The organism is Pseudonocardia aurantiaca, from assembly GCF_039526725.1.
GTDB classification, from domain to species: domain Bacteria; phylum Actinomycetota; class Actinomycetes; order Mycobacteriales; family Pseudonocardiaceae; genus Pseudonocardia; species Pseudonocardia aurantiaca.
In genome coordinates this window covers 332,506-350,270 of sequence record NZ_BAAAJG010000027.1, presented here as the reverse complement: position 1 = coordinate 350,270, position 17,765 = coordinate 332,506, and the positions used below count along the sequence as shown (strand labels likewise).

Here is a 17,765-nt window from a genome sequence, read left to right as displayed (position 1 = left end):
AACAGTCGATGAATATCTGGGTCAGACGCGGGGTGCGGGCAGAGCGCCCGGACTCAGCCGTCCTCGCTGCGCCGGCGCTCCAGGAAGACGGTGTCGCGCCAGACGCCGTTGTGGCGCCCGATTCGTTCGCGCAAACCGAGCGTGCGGTACCCGGCGGACCGGTGCAGGGCGATGCTGGCCCGGTTCTCCGGGAAGATCGACGTCTGCAGCGTCCAGAGGCCCGCCTCGTCGGCAGCGGTGACCTGGCGGTGGATCAGCGCCTTCCCGACGCCGCGTCCGCGGTCGCCGTGACCGACGTAGATCGACGTCTCGGCGACCCCGGCGTAGACCGGCCGGTTCGACACTCCCCTGGCGGCGGCCCAGCCCACGACCCGGCCGTCGACCTCGGCCACCCACCGATGATCGGGCAGCCAGGCGTGGTCCAGCGACCGGCGGTCGGGGACCTCCGTCTCGAACGTGGCGTGCCCCGTCGCGATGCCCTCGCCGTAGATGCGCCGCACGTCCGTCCAGTCCCCTGCCTCAAGCGCGCGGACCCTGACGTCGGTGGGCAGGTCCTCCGGGCAGCAGGGGCGCGGGCCGAGCACACCCATCACCACGTCGGCGGCGTGCGGGAGCCCGGTGCAGCACGCCGGGTTCACAGACACCAGGGTGTTCGTGCGCTCCTTGCGCATCCGGACGAACCCCACCTCGGCGAGCTTGCGCAGGTGGTGGGAGCAGGTGGATTGACTGATCCCCATCTGCTCGGTCAGCTGCCCCACCGTGACCTCCACGCCGGCGACCGCGACGGCGTGGAGCAGCCGCACCCGCATCGGCTCGGCCAGGCACGCGAACCACTCCGCGTAGGTCGCCGCGTCGTGCGGTGCCAGCTGTGCGTACACCGGCACCGTCGGAGGCAAGGGCGCGCTCATACCGCACAGTATCGACGTACATCGATGGTTGCGTCAATCGATGCCGGTCGATACAGTCCCGGCCCGACGTATCGACCGCCATCGATGAAAGAGGCGCTGTGGACGAGACTGTGGACGAGACTGTGCTGAGCGGTGAGGGGCCGAGCGATGACGACCTGCCGGTTGTGGTGGTGGGCGCGGGGCCTGCCGGGTTGACGGCCGCGGCGCACCTGCTCGGGCGGGGTCTGAGCCCACTGGTGCTGGAGGCCGGGGCGGTAGCCGGGGCGGCGGTACGGGAGTGGCACCACGTGCGGGTCTTCTCCCGGTGGGGCGAGCTGGTGGACGCGGCGGCCGAGAAGCTGCTCGCGCCGACCGGATGGCGGGCTCCGGACCCGGACTCCTACCCCACGGGCTGGGAGTGGGCGCAGAAGTACCTGCAGCCGCTGGCCGACGTACTCGGCGAACGGGTCCGCTACGACACCCGGGTCACCGGAGTCTCCCGGCGCGGCTGGGACCGGGTCGTCGACGCCGCCCGCGGCAACGAGCCGCTGACGGTGCGGATGCAGTCCGCGCGCGGCGAGGAGCGGATCACAGCACGAGCCGTGATCGACGCCTCCGGCACGTGGGGGCTGCCCAACCCGCTGGGAGCGGACGGGCTGCCGGCGCTCGGCGAGCCGGCCGCGACCGAGCGGATCCGGTACCGGGTGCCCGACCTGACCGACCCGACCGAACGCGCCCGGTACGCCGGCAAGCACATCGCCCTCGCCGGGAGCGGGCACTCCGCGCTGACCGCGCTGGTGGCGTTCGCCGAGCTCGCCGCCACCGAACCCGGAACGCGGGTGGAGTGGCTGCTGCGGCGCGGCAAGGTCGGCAACGCCTTCGGCGGCGGCGACGCCGACCAGTTGCCGGCCCGAGGCGCCCTCGGGCAGCGCGCCGCCCGGGCCGTGGCGGCCGGGCACATCACCACCGTGCCCGGGTTCCGCACCGCGGCTGTGCACCGCGATGGGGACGGCCTGGTGCTGGAGTCGTTCGACGGGGTCCGGGTCGGCCCGGTCGCCGAGGTCGTCGCGCTGACCGGCTTCCGGCCGGATCTGAGCTTCCTTTCCGAGGTCCGACTGGACCTGGACCCGGTGCTGCAGGCCCCGCGGGCGCTGGCTCCGCTGATCGACCCCAATGTGCATTCCTGCGGGACCGTGTACCCGCACGGAGCGGCCGAGCTGGCCCACCCCGAGCCCGACCTCTACCTCGTGGGCATGAAGAGTTACGGGCGCGCGCCCACGTACCTGTCGCTCACCGGCTACGAGCAGGTCCGCTCGGTCGTCGCGGCGATCGCCGGCGACCGCGAGGCGGCCGAACGCGTCGAGCTCGTCCTGCCCGAGACCGGCGTGTGCTCCGGCGGGGGCCTCATCGAGCAGCCAGGGGACGCGGCACCGGAAGGTGGGTGTTGTGTCCCGGCGGCACCGGTGGTGGTGGGCCTCGCCGCCCCCGCGGGCGCCGGCCGCTGAACCCCGGTGCATCCTCCAATGAGGACGGAGCCCGGCGCGCTGTCCCGCGCCGGGCTCCGCCGCGTGCTCGCCGTCCTGTGCGTCACCGAGATCACCAGCTGGGGAGTGCTGTACTACGCCTTCCCGGTGCTCGCCCCCGCGATGGCGGCGGACACGGGCTGGTCGATCGGCACGCTCACCGCCGCCTTCTCCCTCGGCTTGGTCGTCGCCGCCCTGGTCGGTATCCCGGCCGGGCGTGCCTCGACCACTTCGGGCCACGGCTGGTCATGACGACCGGCTCGGTCCTGGCAGTGCCGGCCGTGCTCGGGATCGCCACCGCCGGCACGTTGCCGTGGTTCTTCGCCTCGTGGGTCCTGGCCGGGGTGGCCATGGCCGGGGTGCTCTACCAGCCGGCATTCGCCGCCCTGACCCGCTGGTGGGGACCCCGGCGGGTCGCCGCGCTGACCGCCGTGACCCTGCTGGCCGGGCTGGCCAGCACGATCTTCGCGCCGCTGACGGCAGCCCTGGCCGAGCAGCTGAGCTGGCGCCAGGCCTACCTCGTGCTCGCGACCGTGCTGGCCGTCGTCACCATCCCCGCGCATCTGCTAGGGCTGCGCGGGCCGTGGCCACCGCCGGACCCGGCCGAGCACCCCGAGCACGCACACCACGACCCCGGGACGATCCAGCGGAGCCGGGCCTTCGTCCTGCTGGTCGCCGCGGTCGCGCTCGGCACGTTCTCCGCCTTCGCCGTTGTGGTCAACCAGGTCCCCCTGCTCATCGACCGCGGCCTGTCGGTAACCGCCGCAGCGTGGGCACTCGGACTCGGCGGGCTCGGACAGGTACTGGGCCGCCTCGGCTACCGCGCCATGACCGCCCGTACCAGCGTCCGCGCCCGCAGCGTGCTCATCCTCGCCGCCTCCGCGGCCGGCACCGCCCTGCTCGCCGTGCTGCCCGGGCCGGGGCTGCTGCTCGTCGCCGCGGCCATGCTCGCCGGGGCGGCCCGGGGAGTCTTCACGCTGTTGCAGGCCACCGCGATCAGCGACCGCTGGGGCACCGCCCACTACGGACGCCTCAACGGAATCCTCTCCGCCCCTGCCATGGTGGCCACGGCACTCGCGCCCTGGGCAGGCGCCGCCCTGTCCGAGGTGCTCGGCGGATATCCGGCCGTGTTCGGTGCGCTGGCCGGGCTGGCCGCGCTCTCCGCCGCTCTCGCGGCCGGGAGCGTCCCGCGGTTTGACAACCTCGAAGCCACTCAGTCAACATTGACTCAATGACCGTTGAGCCGAAAGGTCTCGCCGCGCGGGCGGCGGTCCACGCCGCGCTGGGCGACCCGTCGCGGCTCGCGATCGTGGACGCGCTGGTGCTGGGTGAGGCGTCCCCGTCGGAGCTGCAGCACCTGCTCGACATGCCCTCCAACCTGATGGCCCACCACGTGCGTGTCCTCGAGGAGGCAGGAGTGATCTCCCGGCACCGCTCCGAGGGCGACCGTCGCCGCACCTACCTTGCCCTGGCTCCGGGAGCACTGAATGCGTTGCGGCCGACGGCCGTGCGTGAGGCGGTGCGGGTGGTGTTCGTGTGCACCGAGAACTCGGCCCGATCCCAGCTGGCCGCGGCGTTGTGGGCAGGCGAGAGCCCCGTCCCCTCGACCTCCGCCGGCACCCACCCGGCTGCGGCGGTGCACCCGGGAGCCGTGGCAGCCGCCCGCCGCCACCGGCTTCCCCTGACCCCCGCGACACCCCGGCACGTCGATGACGTGCTGCACCCCGAGGACGTCGTGATCACCGTGTGCGACTCGGCGCACGAGGAACTGGGCGCGGGCCCGGGCCGGCTGCACTGGTCGGTCCGCGACCCGGCCCGCAGCGGGGAGGACGCCGCCTTCGACCGGGCGGTCGACGACCTCGCCGACCGCGTCTCCCGGCTCGCCCCTGCGATCCGGCCCACCGGCTGAACGCCGACCTCGGAGGAGTCACGCCCACCACCTCCCGCTCCCCGCCATTCACGAACTCGAAAGGCCCGTATGAGCACCGCTCCCGACCTGGAACCACCTGTCGCCGCGCGGCTTTCGACCCTGGACCGCTTCCTCCCGGTCTGGATCATCGCCGCAATGGCCGTCGGGCTCGGCGCGGGCCGCCTGGTCCCCGGCCTCGGCCCCGCGCTCGACGCCGTGGCGATTCAGGGCATCTCACTGCCTATCGCGCTCGGCCTGCTGATCATGATGTACCCGGTGCTGGCGAAGGTCCGCTACGACCGGCTCGACACCGTCACCGGGGACCGGCGCCTGCTGGTGGCCTCGCTGGTGCTCAACTGGGTGCTCGGACCTGCGCTGATGTTCGCCCTGGCGTGGCTGCTGCTCCCGGACCTGCCCGAGTACCGCACTGGGCTGATCATCGTCGGGCTCGCCCGCTGCATCGCCATGGTGATCATCTGGAACGACCTCGCCTGCGGCGACCGCGAGGCCGCCGCCGTGCTCGTCGCGCTCAACTCGGTGTTCCAGGTGGTCACCTTCGCCGCGCTCGGCTGGTTCTACCTCGACGTGCTCCCCGGATGGCTCGGTCTCCCCCAGACCGCGCTCGACGTCTCCCCTTGGGAGATCGCCGTCTCGGTGCTCGTCTTCCTGGGGATCCCGCTGGTCGCCGGCTACCTGTCGCGCCGCGTCGGCGAGCACACGTTGGGGCGCGACTGGTACGAGGCCCGGTTCCTGCCCCGCGTCGGCCCCCTCGCCCTGTACGGGCTGCTGTTCACCATCGTCATCCTCTTCGCCCTGCAAGGCGACGCGATCACCTCGCGGCCGCTCGACGTCGCCCGCATCGCGCTCCCCCTGCTGGCCTACTTCGCGATCATGTGGGCCGGCTCCTACGCCCTCGGAAGGGCCATCGGGCTGAACTACGAGCGCACCACCACGCTGGCCTTCACCGCGGCCGGCAACAACTTCGAGCTCGCGATCGCCGTCGCCATCGCCACCTTCGGCGTCACGTCCGGTCAGGCGCTGGCCGGGGTGGTCGGCCCGCTCATCGAGGTCCCGGTGCTCGTCGCACTGGTCTACGTCTCCCTCGCCGCCCGCCGCGGTTGGACCCGCACGAGCACCACGGCCCCGCTACCTCAGGAGTCCTGATGGCCCAGCGTCCCACCGTCTTGTTCGTCTGCGTTCACAACGCAGGCCGCTCCCAGATGGCCGCGGCCCTGCTCGCCCACCACGCAGCAGGCGCCGTCGAGGTGCGCTCCGCGGGCTCGGAGCCGGCCGCCGCAGTGAACCCGGCCGTGCGGGAGGTGATGTCCGAGATCGGCATCGATCTCTCGGCCGAGAAGCCCAAGCGGCTCACGACCGACGCCGTCGAGGCCTCCGACGTCGTCATCACCATGGGCTGTGGCGACGCCTGCCCGGTCTTCCCGGGCAAGCGCTACCTGGACTGGGAGTTGACCGACCCGGCGGGCCGGGGCGTCGAGGACGTCCGTCCAATCCGCGACGACATCGACGCCCGGGTCCGCGCACTGCTGGCCGAGCTGGTCCCACCCATCACCTGACCTCGACCACCTGACCCGCGCTCAGCCCATCGCTCGCCGCAGCCACCCGGCCACGCCATCGATGTGCACGGTGGCGTGCGCCGCGGCCAGGGCCGCGTCGCCGCTCGCCAGGGCGTTCACGATGGCGCGGTGCTCGGTGAGGGTGCGCTCCACCGCGCCCTCCTCGCTGAGCCCGCGCCACACCCGCGCGCGCAGTGTGCTGCTGGACAGGGTCTCCAGCAGGCTCGTGAGGTAGGCGTTGCCCGACAGCTCGGCGATGTAGCGGTGGAAGACCTGGTCGTGGGCGACCAGGTCTTCCACCGATGTGGTGGCGTGCACCTGCGCGAGCAACCCGTGCAGGTGCTCGACGTCGCACGCGGCTGCGCGGGGCGCGGCCAGGCCGGCCGCCGCGGGCTCCAGGAGCCGTCGCACCTCGAACAGCTCCAGCACCGAGGCGTCCTGGTGGATGTCCACCACGAACGACATCGCGTCCAGCAGCAGGTCCGGCGTCAGGCTCGTGACGTAGGTGCCATCGCCCCTGCGCACGTCCAGCACCCGGATCACCTCGAGCGCCTTCACCGCCTCCCGCAGGGAGCTGCGGGAGAGCCCCAGCGCTTCGCTCAGCTCCTTCTCCGGCGGCAGCCGGTCCCCCGGCCGAAGCTCCCCGGACCGGATCATCGACTTGATCTTCAGGATCGCCTCGTCGGTGAGCGCCACGGGACGGCCGTCAGGAACCGGCGAAGCCGACCACCACGGGCGCCTCGGCCGCCCGGGCGGGCAGCTCCACTGTGACCCCGCCCCCGTCCGCCCTGGCCGGCACCGGCGTGCCGTCGGCGAGCGCTGCCGAGGCGAGATCCAGGCGGTCGGCGCGGGCGGGCAGGACGACGGCGCCGCCTGCGGGCGCGTCGACGAAGGCCCAGGACCGGCCGTCCGTCCGCGTCCAGCGCACCCATGGCGTGTCGGAGGAGTCGGCCACGGCGGGGTCGAGCGGGCGCGAGCCGTGCACCGCGTGCGAGTTCACGGCCATCCAGTCGGCGAGCGCCTCCAGAGTCCGGCGCTGGCCGTCGGGGATCAGCCCGCTGGCGGTCGGGCCGACATTCAGCAGGAGGTTGCCGCCCCGGGAGACGACGTCCACGAGGTGGCGCACCAACTGCGGGCCGCTCATCAGGTGCCGGTCGTCCTCCACCTGGTTGTAACCGAACGACAGCCCGATCCCGCGGCAGTTCTCCCAGGCCGGCGCGCCCTCCGCGTCGAGGTGGTGCTGGTACTCGCTCGTGCGGTAGTCGCGGTGCGTGTCGCCCCACCGGTCGTTGACGACGCCGTCGGGGACGCTCGCGTAGTAGTGCTGGAACAGCTCGTAGAGGCCCAGCGGACCGGCGTGCTTGGCGAAGTCGGGCCACTCGATGTCGTTCCAGAGCACGTCGGGCCGGTAGCGGTCGATCAGGTCGCGCACGTGCAGGTGGGCGTAGGCGGAGTAGGCCGCGTCGTTGGGCCGCAACCCGCGCACGTTCGCGTAGCTGTCGATCACCGGGAAGGGGCTGGTGCTCCAGTCGAGCCCGCCGGAGTAGTACACACCGAACCGCATGCCGGCGCCCCGCACCGCCTGCTCCAGGTCGCTGACCAGGTCGCGGCGCGGGCCCCGGTGGACGGTGTTGCGGGCGCCGGTGCCGGGTGCGTCCCACAGGGCGATGCCGTCGTGGTGCTTGGTGGTCGGCACCACGTACCGGGCGCCGGCGCGTGCGAAGAGTGCGCACCAGTCCTGCGGGTCGAACTCCTCCGCGTGCCAGGCGTCGAGGAAGTCGTCGTAGGGGGCGTCGCCGTAGGTCTTGCGATGGTGCTCGCGGGCCGGGCTGTCGGAGAACCGGATCGTGTTCCAGTACCACTCCGCGTAGGCGTTGTGCTTGAACCAGGTGGCCTCGTCCACGGCGCCGAGCTCACCGGTGGGTTCGGCCCATGCGGGCACGGCGTACGCGCCCCAGTGGATGAAGATGCCGAGCTTGGCGTCGGCGAACCAGCCGGGCAGCGGGCGTGCGAGCGAGCTCCAGTCGACGGCCTGGACCGGGCTCGCGGTGTCTACGGGCGTTGCCATGGGACTCCTTAACGGACTGGGGTGTCGGTCACCGGCCGCCGAGGCCGGACATAGCGATGCCTCGGACGAGGTGGCGCTGCAGCAGCACGACCATGAGGACGGTCGGCAGCATCGAGATGGCCGATGCGGCCATCAGCAGGTGCCACTGGTTGCCGTTCTGGCTGAGGAACAGGTTCAGCCCCAGTGGCACCGTCGACATCTCGCGGCTGTTCACCACGATGAGCGGCCACAGGAAGCTGTTCCAGTAGTTGATGAACGTGAACGCCGCGAGCACGGCGATGGCGGGTTTCGCGATCGGCACGATGACCTGCAGGAGGATCCGGAGCTTGCCGGCGCCGTCGATCGTGGCAGCCTCCTCCAGCTCGTTCGGGATCGAGAGGAAGAACTGGCGCAGCAGGAACGTGCCGAACGCGGTGAAGGCCCACGGGAGGATCAGCGCCGCATAGCTGTCCACCCAGCCGAACTGCTGCATGAGGATGAACATCGGGACGACGGTGACCTCCTGCGGCACCATCAGCGTGGCGAGGAAGACCAGGAAGAGGCGGTCACGGAAGCGGAAGCGCAGGCGAGCGAACGCGTACGCCGAGAGCACCGACGTCACACACACGACGACGGTTCCCGTCACCGCGACGAAGAGCCCGTTGAGCATGAACTGGCCGAAGGGCAGGTAGCTCCACGCCTCGGCGAAGTTCGACCACCGGATCTCCGACCCGATCAGCCCGGCGCCGCTGCCGAACACCTCGGCAGGCGGCTTGAGCGCGCTCGCGATCATCCAGACGAACGGCATCATGAACAGCACGAGCACCGCGGTCAGGAGCACCTGCGACAGCACGGTGCGCGGGCTCGTGCGCCTGCGCGGCGTAGTTGCGGGTGGTTCCTCCGGGCGGGCCTTCGCGACTCCGGCGGTGCCCGGGGGGATCGTCTCAACCGTCATAGTGCACCCACCGCTTCTGGCCCAGGAACTGCAGCGCGGTCACGAGCATGATGATCATGAAGAGGAACCAGCCGATCGTCGACGCCGTGCCGAGGTCGAACTGCTCGAAGCCCTGCCGGTAGAGGTTGAGCACCATCGTCTCCGTCGTCACGCCCGGCCCACCCCTGGTGAGGACGTAGGGCTGGACGAACACCTGGAACGAGGTGATCAGCGTCATGATCATCGCGAAGAACATCGACGGCGAGAGCATCGGCAGTGTGATGCTCCAGAACCGGCGCAGCGGCCCGGCGCCGTCGATCGCGGCCGCCTCCTGGATGCTCTGCGGGATGGCGTCGAGCCCGGCCGAGAAGACCAGCATGTTGTAGCCGAAGCCCTGCCACACCGACATCAGGATGACCGCCGCCATCGCCCAGTTGGTGTCGCCCAGGAAGTTCGGCGCCGGAACCCCGAACACCGTCTGGACGGTCTGGTCGATCACCCCGCCCGGCTGGTAGAGCAGCCGCCACACGAGCGCGTTCGCGATCATCGGGGTGACGGTCGGGATGAAGAAGAGCAGCCGGTAGAGCCCGCGCCCGCGGATCCGCGGCGAGATCCACAGCGCCAGCCCGAGCGACACGATGATGTTGAGCGGCACGTAGACCACGACGAACACCAGCGTGTTCAGCATGATCTGGCGGAAGATCGGGTCGCCGATGAGCTGGACGAAGTTGTCGAGCCCGATGAACCTCTTCCGGCCCAGCACCGGCCAGGCGAAGAAGCTGATCACCAGCGACCCGACCAGCGGGATCAGGGTGAACAGCAGGAACCCGGTGGTGCTCGGGGCGAGGAACCCCAGCGCCGCACGTCCGTCGCCGCGCCGCGCGCCGCGCCCGGCCTCCGGCCGCCGGACCTCCACCGGCGGAGCGGGAACTGAAATCGTCACGTGCAACCGCCTCCCTGCGGACGCGCCACTTCCGTCGAGTCGCGGCGCGTCCGCTCCGGTCGTGGTGTCGTCATCTGGCCTGCTGCTGCACCGAGCTGAGGAAGTCCGGGACGGACTGCTGGCCGTTCACCGCCTGCACGCCGTACTGGGTGAAGAGCTGCGAGACCTGCGTGTAGTTCTCCGTCGGGGGAGAGACCGCGCTGTTGGCGATCGCCGCCTGCAGACCCGGCTTGGCGTTCGCCAGCTGGGGGCTGAACCAGGCGTCCTGCTGGGCCGTGCGCGCCGGGTAGGCGCGGCCCTGCTCGGCGAGGTACTGCAGGGCATCCGGTCCGGTGAGCACCGCGATGGCCTGCAGCGCCTTCTCCGGGTCCGCACACGTCTGCGAGATCCCGAAGCCCGAACCCGCGACCTGGCTGTGCGAGCCGGACGGCCCGGCCGGCATCGGGAGCACGCCGACCTCGAAGTTCGCCTGCTTGACCAGGTTCACCAGCTGCCAGGGACCGTCGACGACCATGGCCGCGTCGCCTGCGACGAACGAGCTGAGGGCGGGCGTCGGGTCGCTCGACGCCGCGACCGGCGCCGCGACGTGCAGCTTGTTGACCAGGTCCGTGTACCACTGCACCGCGTCGACGAAGCCCTGCTGGGACAGATCGAGCTTCCCGTCCTGGGTGACCGGGTCGGTCCCGGTCAGCGAGAGCGACCAGGGGATGACGGTGTCGATCGTGGGGTAGAGCGCGAACCCGTACTTCCCGCCCGCGGTGAGCTTCTGGGCCGCCGAGAGGAAGTCCTGCTGCGTCCAGTTGACGGACGGCACGGGGACGCCGGCCTCGCGGAACCGGTCGACGTTGAAGTACATGACCTGCGGCCCGAAGTCATACGGGATGGCGAGCTGCTGCCCGTCCACCTGCAGGCCCTTCCAGATCGACTGGTCGTAGTCCGCGGGGTTGATTCCGGCCTTGGCAAGCAGGTCGTCGAGCGGCACCAGCAGGGGGGCGATGCTGCGCGCCCGCAGGGACTGCACACCCAGGATGCAGCCGGTGTTCCCGCCGCTCGCCTGCGCGGCGAGCTTGGTCCAGTAGTCGTTGAAGCTGCTGGTCTGGAACTCGAGCGAAGTGTCGGGGTACTTCGCGGTGACCATCTGGGAGAGGTGGTTCCACGCGTCGACCTCGCTGGTCGAGCCGCTCCACATGTTCCAGGTGAGGGTGGTGTGGCCGTTCGCAGTGGTGCTGCCACCGCCGCCGCCTGAGCCGCACGCGGCCAGGACCAGGGCGAGAGTTGCGGCAGCTGCGGCAGCTGCGGCCCGCTTCCATCTGTTGTTAACCGTCATGGTGCTCCTCGGCGCTGAGCGGAGACATCCGATGTTCCGGGGGACTGTGACGGTCGCGACGCGGTTTCGTCAAGGGGGCACGACGCGAACAGCGCCCCGCCGCGCCTGCGCATGGGAGGGGATCCGGCACGACCGGGCGAACCCGATCGAAGGCCATCTGACGTGGGGATAGCGCCCAAACAACGTTTTCCGGGCACGCCGAAACGCGCGACGACGCGGGGCCCTCATCGGACCCCTACGTCGCCGCGCGAACGCGGGCTCTTCACCTCCCGAAACGGACGGGGCACAGTCGGCCCGGCGGTTGCCTGGCGATACATCGGATGTCGGATGACCGCCGGGGCTGTATCAGGCGAACTTCTCGAAGAAGAACTCGTGCTTGAGGAACGACATGTCGTACTCGTGACCAGCCTGCGGAGGCAGGAGCTGCGCGGCCTGGAAGAGCCGCCAGCCGTCCTTCAGGGCGTCGAGACCGTTCTCGTACGGGGGCTCGTCGCTGTCTCCCGTGGTCGGCGTCGTCCGGCCGGTGCCGTCGTAGACCGACCACCCGACGACGGTCGCGTCAAGGGCCGAGGACGACAGGTAGAGCACGAGCACCTGCTGCCGCAGACCCGCCTGCCCCGCCTGCGAGCCCGTCTCGGGCGCCGCCGCTGGAGCCGTCTCCGTGGTGGTCATGCCTTCTCCTCGATCATCGCGGGAGCGTGCGGGTTGAGGCTGCGCTGGGCCACCGCCCGGGTGGGGCGGTTGGTGACGCGGGTGACCCAGTAGTCCGGGTCGTAGCTGTCGTCCCCGATGAGGGCCTGCCAGAGCTTCACCCGGTTGTAGATCTCCAGGCGGCCGGTCGCGTGCTCGTACCACGGGAAGCGCCGCCCGAGCTCCGCCGCGACAGCCGGGTCGTACAGGTCGTCGGTGTTCCACAGCCGCAACTGCCGGACGGTCGGGTTGAAGCGGATCTTGAACATGTAGCGGTCGACGTCGCTGTCGTTGCGCCGCCCGCCGTGCCAGATGCCGTGGTGGAGGAAGACGATCGTGCCCGCGGGACAGGTGAGCCGGGTCTGGCCGCGCAGGTTCTGGTAGCGACCTGTGTCGGACTCGTTGGTGCGGCGCAGGTGGCTGCCCGGCACGGAGAGCGTGCCGCCCATGTCGAGCGTGACCTCGTGCGGGTAGTACATGAGCTGAACGTCGAACGCGTCGGGCCGCACGTCGATGATCGCGTCGCCGTGCAGGTTCTGCGCGGTGCCCTCGTGGGCCTTGCGGATGTGCACCGCGTGGTGGTCCACCGTGGGGTCCGGCCCGACGAGGCTGTAGATCGCACCCGCGATCTCGGGCAGCCGGACAAGGCGCTGGGCGAACGAGCCCTCCTCGAAGGCCTCCGCCAGCGTCGACCCGTACGGCGCCGCCGGAATGCCCTTCTGAAGCACCTCGACGGCCTGGGCGTTCATCTCCTCGGGAACCACGGCGTCCATGCGCAGCGCCCCGTGCGTGATGAATCGGGCCATCTGCACGGACGTGAGCAGGTGTTTGCGGTGGGGTCGGAACATCTCTCTCCTTCGCCGCCGGCGACTGGTCCGGGTTCGCCGAGCGTATGAAGCGATGAGCCCTCAGCGCGTGGGTCTGGTTCCCCACTGGTGGTAATTTCTCACCATGACCGCCGAGGTGGAGCGCGTTCCGCTGCGCCTCGACGAGCCGCCGGGGCCGGTCAACGTCGGGGTCGGCGTGCACGGCGTCCGCAGCCTGTACGACGTCTTCCGCCTGCCCGACCTGTGGCAGTTCCACGTCTACGGCTACTCGGCACAGCTCACCATCGGGGGGCGCGCCTACCCGGTCCGTCCCGGGTCGGTCAGCCTCGTGCCGCCCGGTGTCGAGGTCCGTTTCGACTACACCGGGCGGTCGGAGCACCTCTTCGCGCACTTCCGCACCACGGCGGGGGGCCAGGCCATGCGGGTGCCCGTCGTCCAGGACGCCGGCCCCGCCGCCGGAGGCCTTTCGGACCTTCTCCGGTCCGCGATCGCGGTTTCGCCGGGCGCGTCACCTCGCGTGGCCGCCGAGGTCTGGGCCGCGCTCTGGCGGGTCGCCCAGCTTCCGGAGCCGGCCACGAGCAGCACGCGGCACGCGGCCAGCGCGAAGCACCCGGCGGTCGCCACGGCCATCGCCCACATCGAGGCGAACCTCGCGCAGCCGCTGTCGATCCCCGCAGTGGCTCGGGTGGCCGGGGTGTCGCACAACCACCTGACCCGCCTCTTCCGGGCCGAGACCGGAGTGCCGGTGGTCGGCTACATCCGCAGGCGGCGGATGGCCAGGGCGCGCCACCTGCTGACCGCCACCACCATGTCCATCCCCGGCATCGCCGCCTCGATCGGCATCACCGACCTGCAGGCGTTCAACAAGGCATGCCGGCGCGAGCTGGGCGGGTCACCCCGGGCGATCCGCGCGGGCGGCTGACGGCGGTGGTCCCAGCTCGATCAGCCCGTCGGCGACGGTGAGCGTGACGCGGGGCAGCGGCCGGGGCGCCGGGCCTCCCGCCACCGACCCGTCGGTGATGCGGAACCGGCTCCCGTGGCAGAAGCAGTTGATCGTGCCGCCCGCCACGGCCCGCACCGTGCAGCCGAGGTGGGTGCAGGTCGCGCTGAACGCGACGAACACCCCCGCGCTCGGCTGTGTCACCACCACCCCGTGCGCAGCGACGATCGTGCCGCCGCCCACCGGGACGGCGGCGGCCGGGATTGTCCGGCGGGTCGTGTCGGCGTCTGCCACAGCACCCTCCTCCACCGCTTGCACCCAGAGCCCGAGTATCCCGGGCCCGGAGGGGTGCGCGTCAGCTGTCGGTGGTCCGCAGCCGCAGCGACGGCGGGAGCTCGCCGGAGGCATGGGCGACCTCCATGCCGATGATGAGGTCGCGCAGGTCGAGCCGCAGCGCCTTGGTGATCTCCTCGACACGCCTGCGGATCGCCCCCCGGTCGCCGTCGGCGTCGATCACCTTGGCGGCGCCGATGGAGCCGATCAGCGCCGCGACGACCTGCAAGGGCAGCTCGAGCTCGTCGTCCGAGCGCATGGCGTGCTCCAGGCGCAGCCGCGGCCCGACGGCCGCGAGCAGGTCCTGCGCCGGGAAGCGGTCTGCTGACCGGCCGATGAGCCGCAGTCCCGACTCCCGCCGCACGATCCCCTCGGTCACCAGCAGCGTGGCGAGGAGGTCGAACACGCGGTCGGCGAGGGTGGCCACCCAGACCGGCACCGTGTGCGCGTCGGGCTGGCCGCGGATGGTCTCGACCAGGAACGCGGAGAGGTGGTCGGCGCCCCGCCTGCCCTCGTCGGCCAGCACGATCTGGTCGTTCTCCATGCCGATCCGGCGCGCCATGATCAGGTCGGCCAGCTCGGCGCCCATGATCGCGCGTTTGATCGCGCTCAGGCGGACGACCGGCTTGCCCGTGAAGGAGTCGTGCAGGATCAGGAAGATCTTCGCGGCCGACTTCTCGAGCAGTGGGCTCCGGCCGCTCTCCCAGCTGTCGCTCGGCAGTATCACCCGCTGCCCACCTCCTGCTCGGCCGGCGCTTGCCGGCGTGTCGGTCGTCCGGGAACGGCGCGTCATCGGATCCGGGACTCCTGTGTGCGGACCACCGCGCGAGCGGTGAAGAGCGTCGCTACGAACGCCACCCCGAGCGCGACCAGCACCCCGAGGTTCGCATACGCCCACGCACCGTCGCGCCCACCCAGTCCGACCGGTCCGAGAAGGTAGCCCTGCCACGCCAGCCAGCCCGCGTTCGTGTTCGTGACGAGGCCCCAGCCGAGCACCGTGCACACACCGACGATCGCGATCGGGACGACGCGGACGTCGCCGTAGCGCCCGGACGGCCGGTAGAGGTCGGCCTCGTCGTAGTCACGGCCGCGCAGGGCGATGTCGGCGAGGATCACGCCGCACCACGCCGCGACCGGCACGCCGAGGGTGATCAGGAACCCGTTGAACTGCGCGAGGAACTCTCCGCTGACGAAGACCACGTAGATCGTGCCGAGCACCATGATGCCGCCGTCGATGAGCGCCGCGACGTACCGCGGCACCCGTACCCCGCTGGCGAGCAGGGCGAGACCCGACGAGTAGATGTCGAGCACCGCGCCACCGACCAGGCCCAGCACCGCCACCAGCGCGAACGGCACGAGGAACCACGTGGGCAGCGCCTCGGCCAGCGCGCCGATGGGGTCGCTGGAGATGGCCGTGCTCAGGTCGGGGGAGGACGCGGCGAGCAGCAGCCCGAACCCGAGCAGCACGATCGGGGCGAGCGCCCCACCCACCGTGGTCCAGCCGATCACCCCGCGGCTCGACGAACTGCGGGGCAGGTAGCGCGAGTAGTCGGCCGCGACGTTGACCCAGCCGAGGCCGAACCCCGTCATCAGGAAGACCAGCGCGCCGATGACCTCCTGGGCCGACCCGCTCGGCACCGACGCCGCGGCGGTCCAGTCGATCGTCTCCGCCACCAGCACCATGTAGACGACGGTCAGCACCGCGGTGAGCACGGTGATCACGGTCTGTAGGCGCATGATGACGTCGAAGCCGAGCACACCGGCGGTCACGATCAGCGTCGCGACGACGACGAGCGCGATCACCTGCGTGCCGAACCCGCCGCCCCAGCCGAGCCGCGCGAAGACGGTGGCCGTCGCGAGTGTCGCGAGGACCGTCAGCACGGTCTCCCAGCCGACCGTCAGCAGCCACGAGATGACGGCGGGCAGCCGGTTTCCCCGCACGCCGAACGCCGCCCGGCTCAGCACCATCGTCGGTGCCGACCCGCGCTTCCCGGCGAGCGCGACGTACCCGCACAGCAGGAACGAGAACACGACGCCGAACGCGCCGGCGACCATCGCCTGGGTCAGCGAGATGCCGAACCCGAGCGCGAACGCCCCGTAGCTCAGACCGAGGACGGAGATGTTGGCTCCGAACCACGGCCAGAAGAGCTGACGCGGGTTGCCCTTCCGCTCGGCGTCGCCGATGACGTTGATGCCGTTGCTTTCAACCCGGAAGTTTCTGTGGTGCACGTTGAGCTTCTGCTCGGCGTTGTGACGCGCCCTGATAGCCATGGGCCCTCCCCGGCGTGGCACTGCCCGGCCTGCAACCCGATGACCGAGGCCATCCTTGTGGCGTACAGGCGCGAGCCGAAACGATGACTCACAGTGACAGTTCGTGTACCAATGCTCCGATCGAGCCCTGGCACGGCCGGGATGATGTCATACGTACGGCCGAACGTGCCCACTTCCTGTGTGAATGTCACTTTTTAACGCCGGGGTTATGTCACCCATCGATGACATGGCCGAGACACACCGTGACGCCTAGCGCGAACGCGAGCCGGATGCTCTCGCGGGTGGCCACGACTGTGGCCGGGTCGTCGGCCGCGCTCGGCACCTACTCGGTAGCGCGGATCTGGTCGAGGGTCTTGGGCTGCGTGAGCCGCCAATGGTTGCCGAAGGGATCACGGAAGGCGGCGTCGATACCGTAGAACCGCTCTTCCGGCTCCTCGGTGAACTCGACGCCTTTGGCCTTCAGCTGCGTGTAGGTCGCCCAGCAGTCGTCGGTCGAGAGGGCCCCGATCCCTAGATAGCCGCGCGCGATCAGACTGCGCAACTGCCCGGCGATCGGCTCCTCGACCACAGGAGGCTGCGGTACGACCAGCATCATCGGCATGTCCGGGCGGCCCGGCGCGTGCACGGTGAGCCAGCGGAAGCCATCCATCTCGCGGTCGATTCCCACCTCGAAGCCGAGCACGTCCACGTAAAAGCGTCTGGCCTCGTCGAGGTCGAGCACGTTCAGGCACACAAGGCCGAATCCCGTGATCATGGCTGTCGAGCGTAGGCCGCGCGCATGCTGACGAAATCGCGAACGGCCGCGGCGAGCACGTCGGGTGCGACGTCGTGGGTCTGACCCACCAACTCGCGATAGATCGCACCGGGGATCACGTCCGCGACGACCTCGCAGGCGGCGCGGAACCAGTCGGGGCTTGCGCCGCCCGAGAACACCGCGGTCGCGGCAGTGATCGCGGCGAAGCGCTCGCCGGGGACGCTCCCGTCGCCCATCACAGCGGCGTCGTAGGCGAGCGTCGGTGCCAGCTTCTCGCCCTGCGCCCAGTACGGCGAGTGCCGCATGCCCGTGATCATTTCGGCTGGCATGCCGACGATCGTCATGAACAACTCCAGGGCGTCGCCGCGCCGGCCCTCGGCCAGCAGGGCGCGGGTCTTCCCGCCGTACTCCCGCGCGGCCTGCTGCGCGGGCGCGTCGAGCCGGAACGGTGGCTCCCACATCACGAGATGACTGATCGGCAAGCCGGCCGCGGCCGCGTGCGCGGCGAGAGCCGCTCCCGACGAGAGGCCCACGACCACCGCGGACCCACCCGCCGCGGCGAGCAGGATCTCCAGGTCCTCGACCTCGCGTTCGACGGCGTAGGGCAGCGTGTCGGTGCTGTCGCCCCGGCCGCGGCGGTCGTAGTTCAGCACGGTGAAGTCCGCGGCGAGGCTGTGCGCGAATCCTGCGTCGACGGCGCGGTCGCACGAGGCGCCCGCCACGAGCACCAGCGGGGTTCCGGTGCCGATCTGGTCGAAGGCGATGGTCGTTCCGTCTGCCGAGGTCACGGTTTCCATGGGCGAGAC

The 17,765-nt window shown here is 71.0% G+C and carries 18 protein-coding genes and 1 pseudogene; 6 read left to right on the top strand and 13 right to left on the bottom strand.

The window, feature by feature from the left end; translation table 11 throughout:
- Nucleotides 1–53 precede the first annotated feature (53 nt).
- Nucleotides 54–908, bottom strand: a complete 855-nt coding sequence (locus ABD143_RS34615) for a helix-turn-helix domain-containing GNAT family N-acetyltransferase (RefSeq protein WP_343986787.1) — start codon at nt 906–908, stop codon at nt 54–56.
- A gap of 98 nt (nt 909–1,006) precedes the next feature.
- On the opposite strand from ABD143_RS34615, the gene ABD143_RS34610 reads away from it, so the two are divergent.
- The 5 genes and pseudogenes from ABD143_RS34610 to ABD143_RS34590 all read left to right on the top strand — a co-directional run bounded on the left by ABD143_RS34610 (nt 1,007) and on the right by ABD143_RS34590 (nt 5,893).
- Nucleotides 1,007–2,392, top strand: coding sequence for an NAD(P)-binding domain-containing protein (locus tag ABD143_RS34610; RefSeq protein ID WP_343986784.1), 1,386 nt, complete (start codon nt 1,007–1,009; stop codon nt 2,390–2,392).
- An 18-nt stretch (nt 2,393–2,410) separates the two neighbouring features.
- Nucleotides 2,411–3,645, top strand: a pseudogene (locus tag ABD143_RS34605) (MFS transporter).
- Nucleotides 3,642–4,319: an arsenate reductase/protein-tyrosine-phosphatase family protein gene (locus ABD143_RS34600; protein WP_343986781.1), complete on the top strand. Its 678-nt coding sequence runs from the start codon at nt 3,642–3,644 to the stop codon at nt 4,317–4,319. Before ABD143_RS34605 ends, ABD143_RS34600 begins: the two are co-directional and overlap by 4 nt.
- 69 nt (nt 4,320–4,388) lie before the next feature.
- A complete protein-coding gene (gene arsB / locus ABD143_RS34595; RefSeq protein ID WP_343986779.1) occupies nt 4,389–5,483 on the top strand; it encodes an ACR3 family arsenite efflux transporter in 1,095 nt (364 codons plus the stop codon).
- Nucleotides 5,483–5,893 carry an arsenate reductase ArsC gene (locus tag ABD143_RS34590; RefSeq protein WP_343986776.1) on the top strand — a complete coding sequence of 137 codons (411 nt, stop codon included), beginning with the start codon at nt 5,483–5,485 and terminating at the stop codon, nt 5,891–5,893. The genes arsB and ABD143_RS34590 overlap by 1 nt, the downstream gene beginning before the upstream one ends.
- A 21-nt stretch (nt 5,894–5,914) precedes the next feature.
- On the opposite strand, the gene ABD143_RS34585 is transcribed toward ABD143_RS34590, so the two are convergent.
- From ABD143_RS34585 to ABD143_RS34555, 7 genes are all read right to left on the bottom strand, one after another.
- The gene (locus ABD143_RS34585; RefSeq protein WP_343986773.1) at nt 5,915–6,589 is read right to left on the bottom strand and encodes a FadR/GntR family transcriptional regulator; all 675 of its coding nucleotides are present in this window, start codon (nt 6,587–6,589) and stop codon (nt 5,915–5,917) included.
- A 10-nt stretch (nt 6,590–6,599) separates the two neighbouring features.
- Nucleotides 6,600–7,961, bottom strand: a complete 1,362-nt coding sequence (locus ABD143_RS34580; RefSeq protein ID WP_343986770.1) for an alpha-L-fucosidase — start codon at nt 7,959–7,961, stop codon at nt 6,600–6,602.
- 28 nt (nt 7,962–7,989) lie between these two features.
- Entirely contained in the window at nt 7,990–8,895 is a 906-nt protein-coding gene (locus ABD143_RS34575) for a carbohydrate ABC transporter permease (protein ID WP_343986767.1), read from the bottom strand.
- A complete protein-coding gene (locus tag ABD143_RS34570) occupies nt 8,885–9,817 on the bottom strand; it encodes a carbohydrate ABC transporter permease (RefSeq protein ID WP_343986764.1) in 933 nt (310 codons plus the stop codon). Before ABD143_RS34570 ends, ABD143_RS34575 begins: the two co-directional genes overlap by 11 nt.
- A 70-nt stretch (nt 9,818–9,887) precedes the next feature.
- Nucleotides 9,888–11,144: an ABC transporter substrate-binding protein gene (locus ABD143_RS34565; protein ID WP_343986761.1), complete on the bottom strand. Its 1,257-nt coding sequence runs from the start codon at nt 11,142–11,144 to the stop codon at nt 9,888–9,890.
- Between the two features lie 345 nt (nt 11,145–11,489).
- Nucleotides 11,490–11,816, bottom strand: coding sequence for a hypothetical protein (locus ABD143_RS34560; protein WP_343986758.1), 327 nt, complete (start codon nt 11,814–11,816; stop codon nt 11,490–11,492).
- Nucleotides 11,813–12,682, bottom strand: coding sequence for a phytanoyl-CoA dioxygenase family protein (locus ABD143_RS34555; protein ID WP_343986755.1), 870 nt, complete (start codon nt 12,680–12,682; stop codon nt 11,813–11,815). Before ABD143_RS34555 ends, ABD143_RS34560 begins: the two co-directional genes overlap by 4 nt.
- A 103-nt stretch (nt 12,683–12,785) precedes the next feature.
- On the opposite strand from ABD143_RS34555, the gene ABD143_RS34550 reads away from it, so the two are divergent.
- A complete protein-coding gene (locus tag ABD143_RS34550) occupies nt 12,786–13,583 on the top strand; it encodes an AraC family transcriptional regulator (protein WP_343986752.1) in 798 nt (265 codons plus the stop codon).
- On the opposite strand, the gene ABD143_RS34545 is transcribed toward ABD143_RS34550, so the two are convergent.
- The 5 genes from ABD143_RS34545 to ABD143_RS34525 form a co-directional block, all read right to left on the bottom strand.
- On the bottom strand, nt 13,554–13,895 hold the full coding sequence (locus tag ABD143_RS34545; protein WP_343986749.1) for a Rieske (2Fe-2S) protein: 342 nt from the start codon (nt 13,893–13,895) through the stop codon (nt 13,554–13,556). The two genes, ABD143_RS34550 and ABD143_RS34545, sit on opposite strands and share 30 nt — an antisense overlap.
- 61 nt (nt 13,896–13,956) lie before the next feature.
- Nucleotides 13,957–14,661, bottom strand: coding sequence for a GOLPH3/VPS74 family protein (locus ABD143_RS34540; protein WP_343986746.1), 705 nt, complete (start codon nt 14,659–14,661; stop codon nt 13,957–13,959).
- A gap of 62 nt (nt 14,662–14,723) precedes the next feature.
- Nucleotides 14,724–16,205 (bottom strand): purine-cytosine permease family protein, encoded by a 1,482-nt coding sequence (locus ABD143_RS34535; protein WP_343986742.1) that lies wholly within the window; start codon nt 16,203–16,205, stop codon nt 14,724–14,726.
- A 322-nt stretch (nt 16,206–16,527) separates the two neighbouring features.
- Entirely contained in the window at nt 16,528–16,959 is a 432-nt protein-coding gene (locus ABD143_RS34530) for a VOC family protein (protein WP_343986739.1), read from the bottom strand.
- Nucleotides 16,956–17,756, bottom strand: a complete 801-nt coding sequence (locus ABD143_RS34525; protein WP_343986736.1) for an alpha/beta fold hydrolase — start codon at nt 17,754–17,756, stop codon at nt 16,956–16,958. Before ABD143_RS34525 ends, ABD143_RS34530 begins: the two co-directional genes overlap by 4 nt.
- Between the last annotated feature and the right edge of the window lie 9 nt (nt 17,757–17,765).

Excerpts from the sequence above, each read along its gene's own strand:
- ABD143_RS34615 (WP_343986787.1), bottom strand. The coding sequence starts at position 908 with ATGAGCGCGCCCTTGCCTCCGACGGTGCCGGTGTACGCACAGCTGGCA.
- ABD143_RS34600 (WP_343986781.1), top strand. The coding sequence starts at position 3,642 with ATGACCGTTGAGCCGAAAGGTCTCGCCGCGCGGGCGGCGGTCCACGCC.
- arsB (WP_343986779.1), top strand. The coding sequence starts at position 4,389 with ATGAGCACCGCTCCCGACCTGGAACCACCTGTCGCCGCGCGGCTTTCG.
- ABD143_RS34590 (WP_343986776.1), top strand. The coding sequence starts at position 5,483 with ATGGCCCAGCGTCCCACCGTCTTGTTCGTCTGCGTTCACAACGCAGGC.
- ABD143_RS34580 (WP_343986770.1), bottom strand. The coding sequence starts at position 7,961 with ATGGCAACGCCCGTAGACACCGCGAGCCCGGTCCAGGCCGTCGACTGG.
- ABD143_RS34575 (WP_343986767.1), bottom strand. The coding sequence starts at position 8,895 with ATGACGGTTGAGACGATCCCCCCGGGCACCGCCGGAGTCGCGAAGGCC.
- ABD143_RS34565 (WP_343986761.1), bottom strand. The coding sequence starts at position 11,144 with ATGACGGTTAACAACAGATGGAAGCGGGCCGCAGCTGCCGCAGCTGCC.
- ABD143_RS34560 (WP_343986758.1), bottom strand. The coding sequence starts at position 11,816 with ATGACCACCACGGAGACGGCTCCAGCGGCGGCGCCCGAGACGGGCTCG.
- ABD143_RS34555 (WP_343986755.1), bottom strand. The coding sequence starts at position 12,682 with ATGTTCCGACCCCACCGCAAACACCTGCTCACGTCCGTGCAGATGGCC.
- ABD143_RS34550 (WP_343986752.1), top strand. The coding sequence starts at position 12,786 with ATGACCGCCGAGGTGGAGCGCGTTCCGCTGCGCCTCGACGAGCCGCCG.
- ABD143_RS34535 (WP_343986742.1), bottom strand. The coding sequence starts at position 16,205 with ATGGCTATCAGGGCGCGTCACAACGCCGAGCAGAAGCTCAACGTGCAC.
- ABD143_RS34530 (WP_343986739.1), bottom strand. The coding sequence starts at position 16,959 with ATGATCACGGGATTCGGCCTTGTGTGCCTGAACGTGCTCGACCTCGAC.
- ABD143_RS34525 (WP_343986736.1), bottom strand. The coding sequence starts at position 17,756 with ATGGAAACCGTGACCTCGGCAGACGGAACGACCATCGCCTTCGACCAG.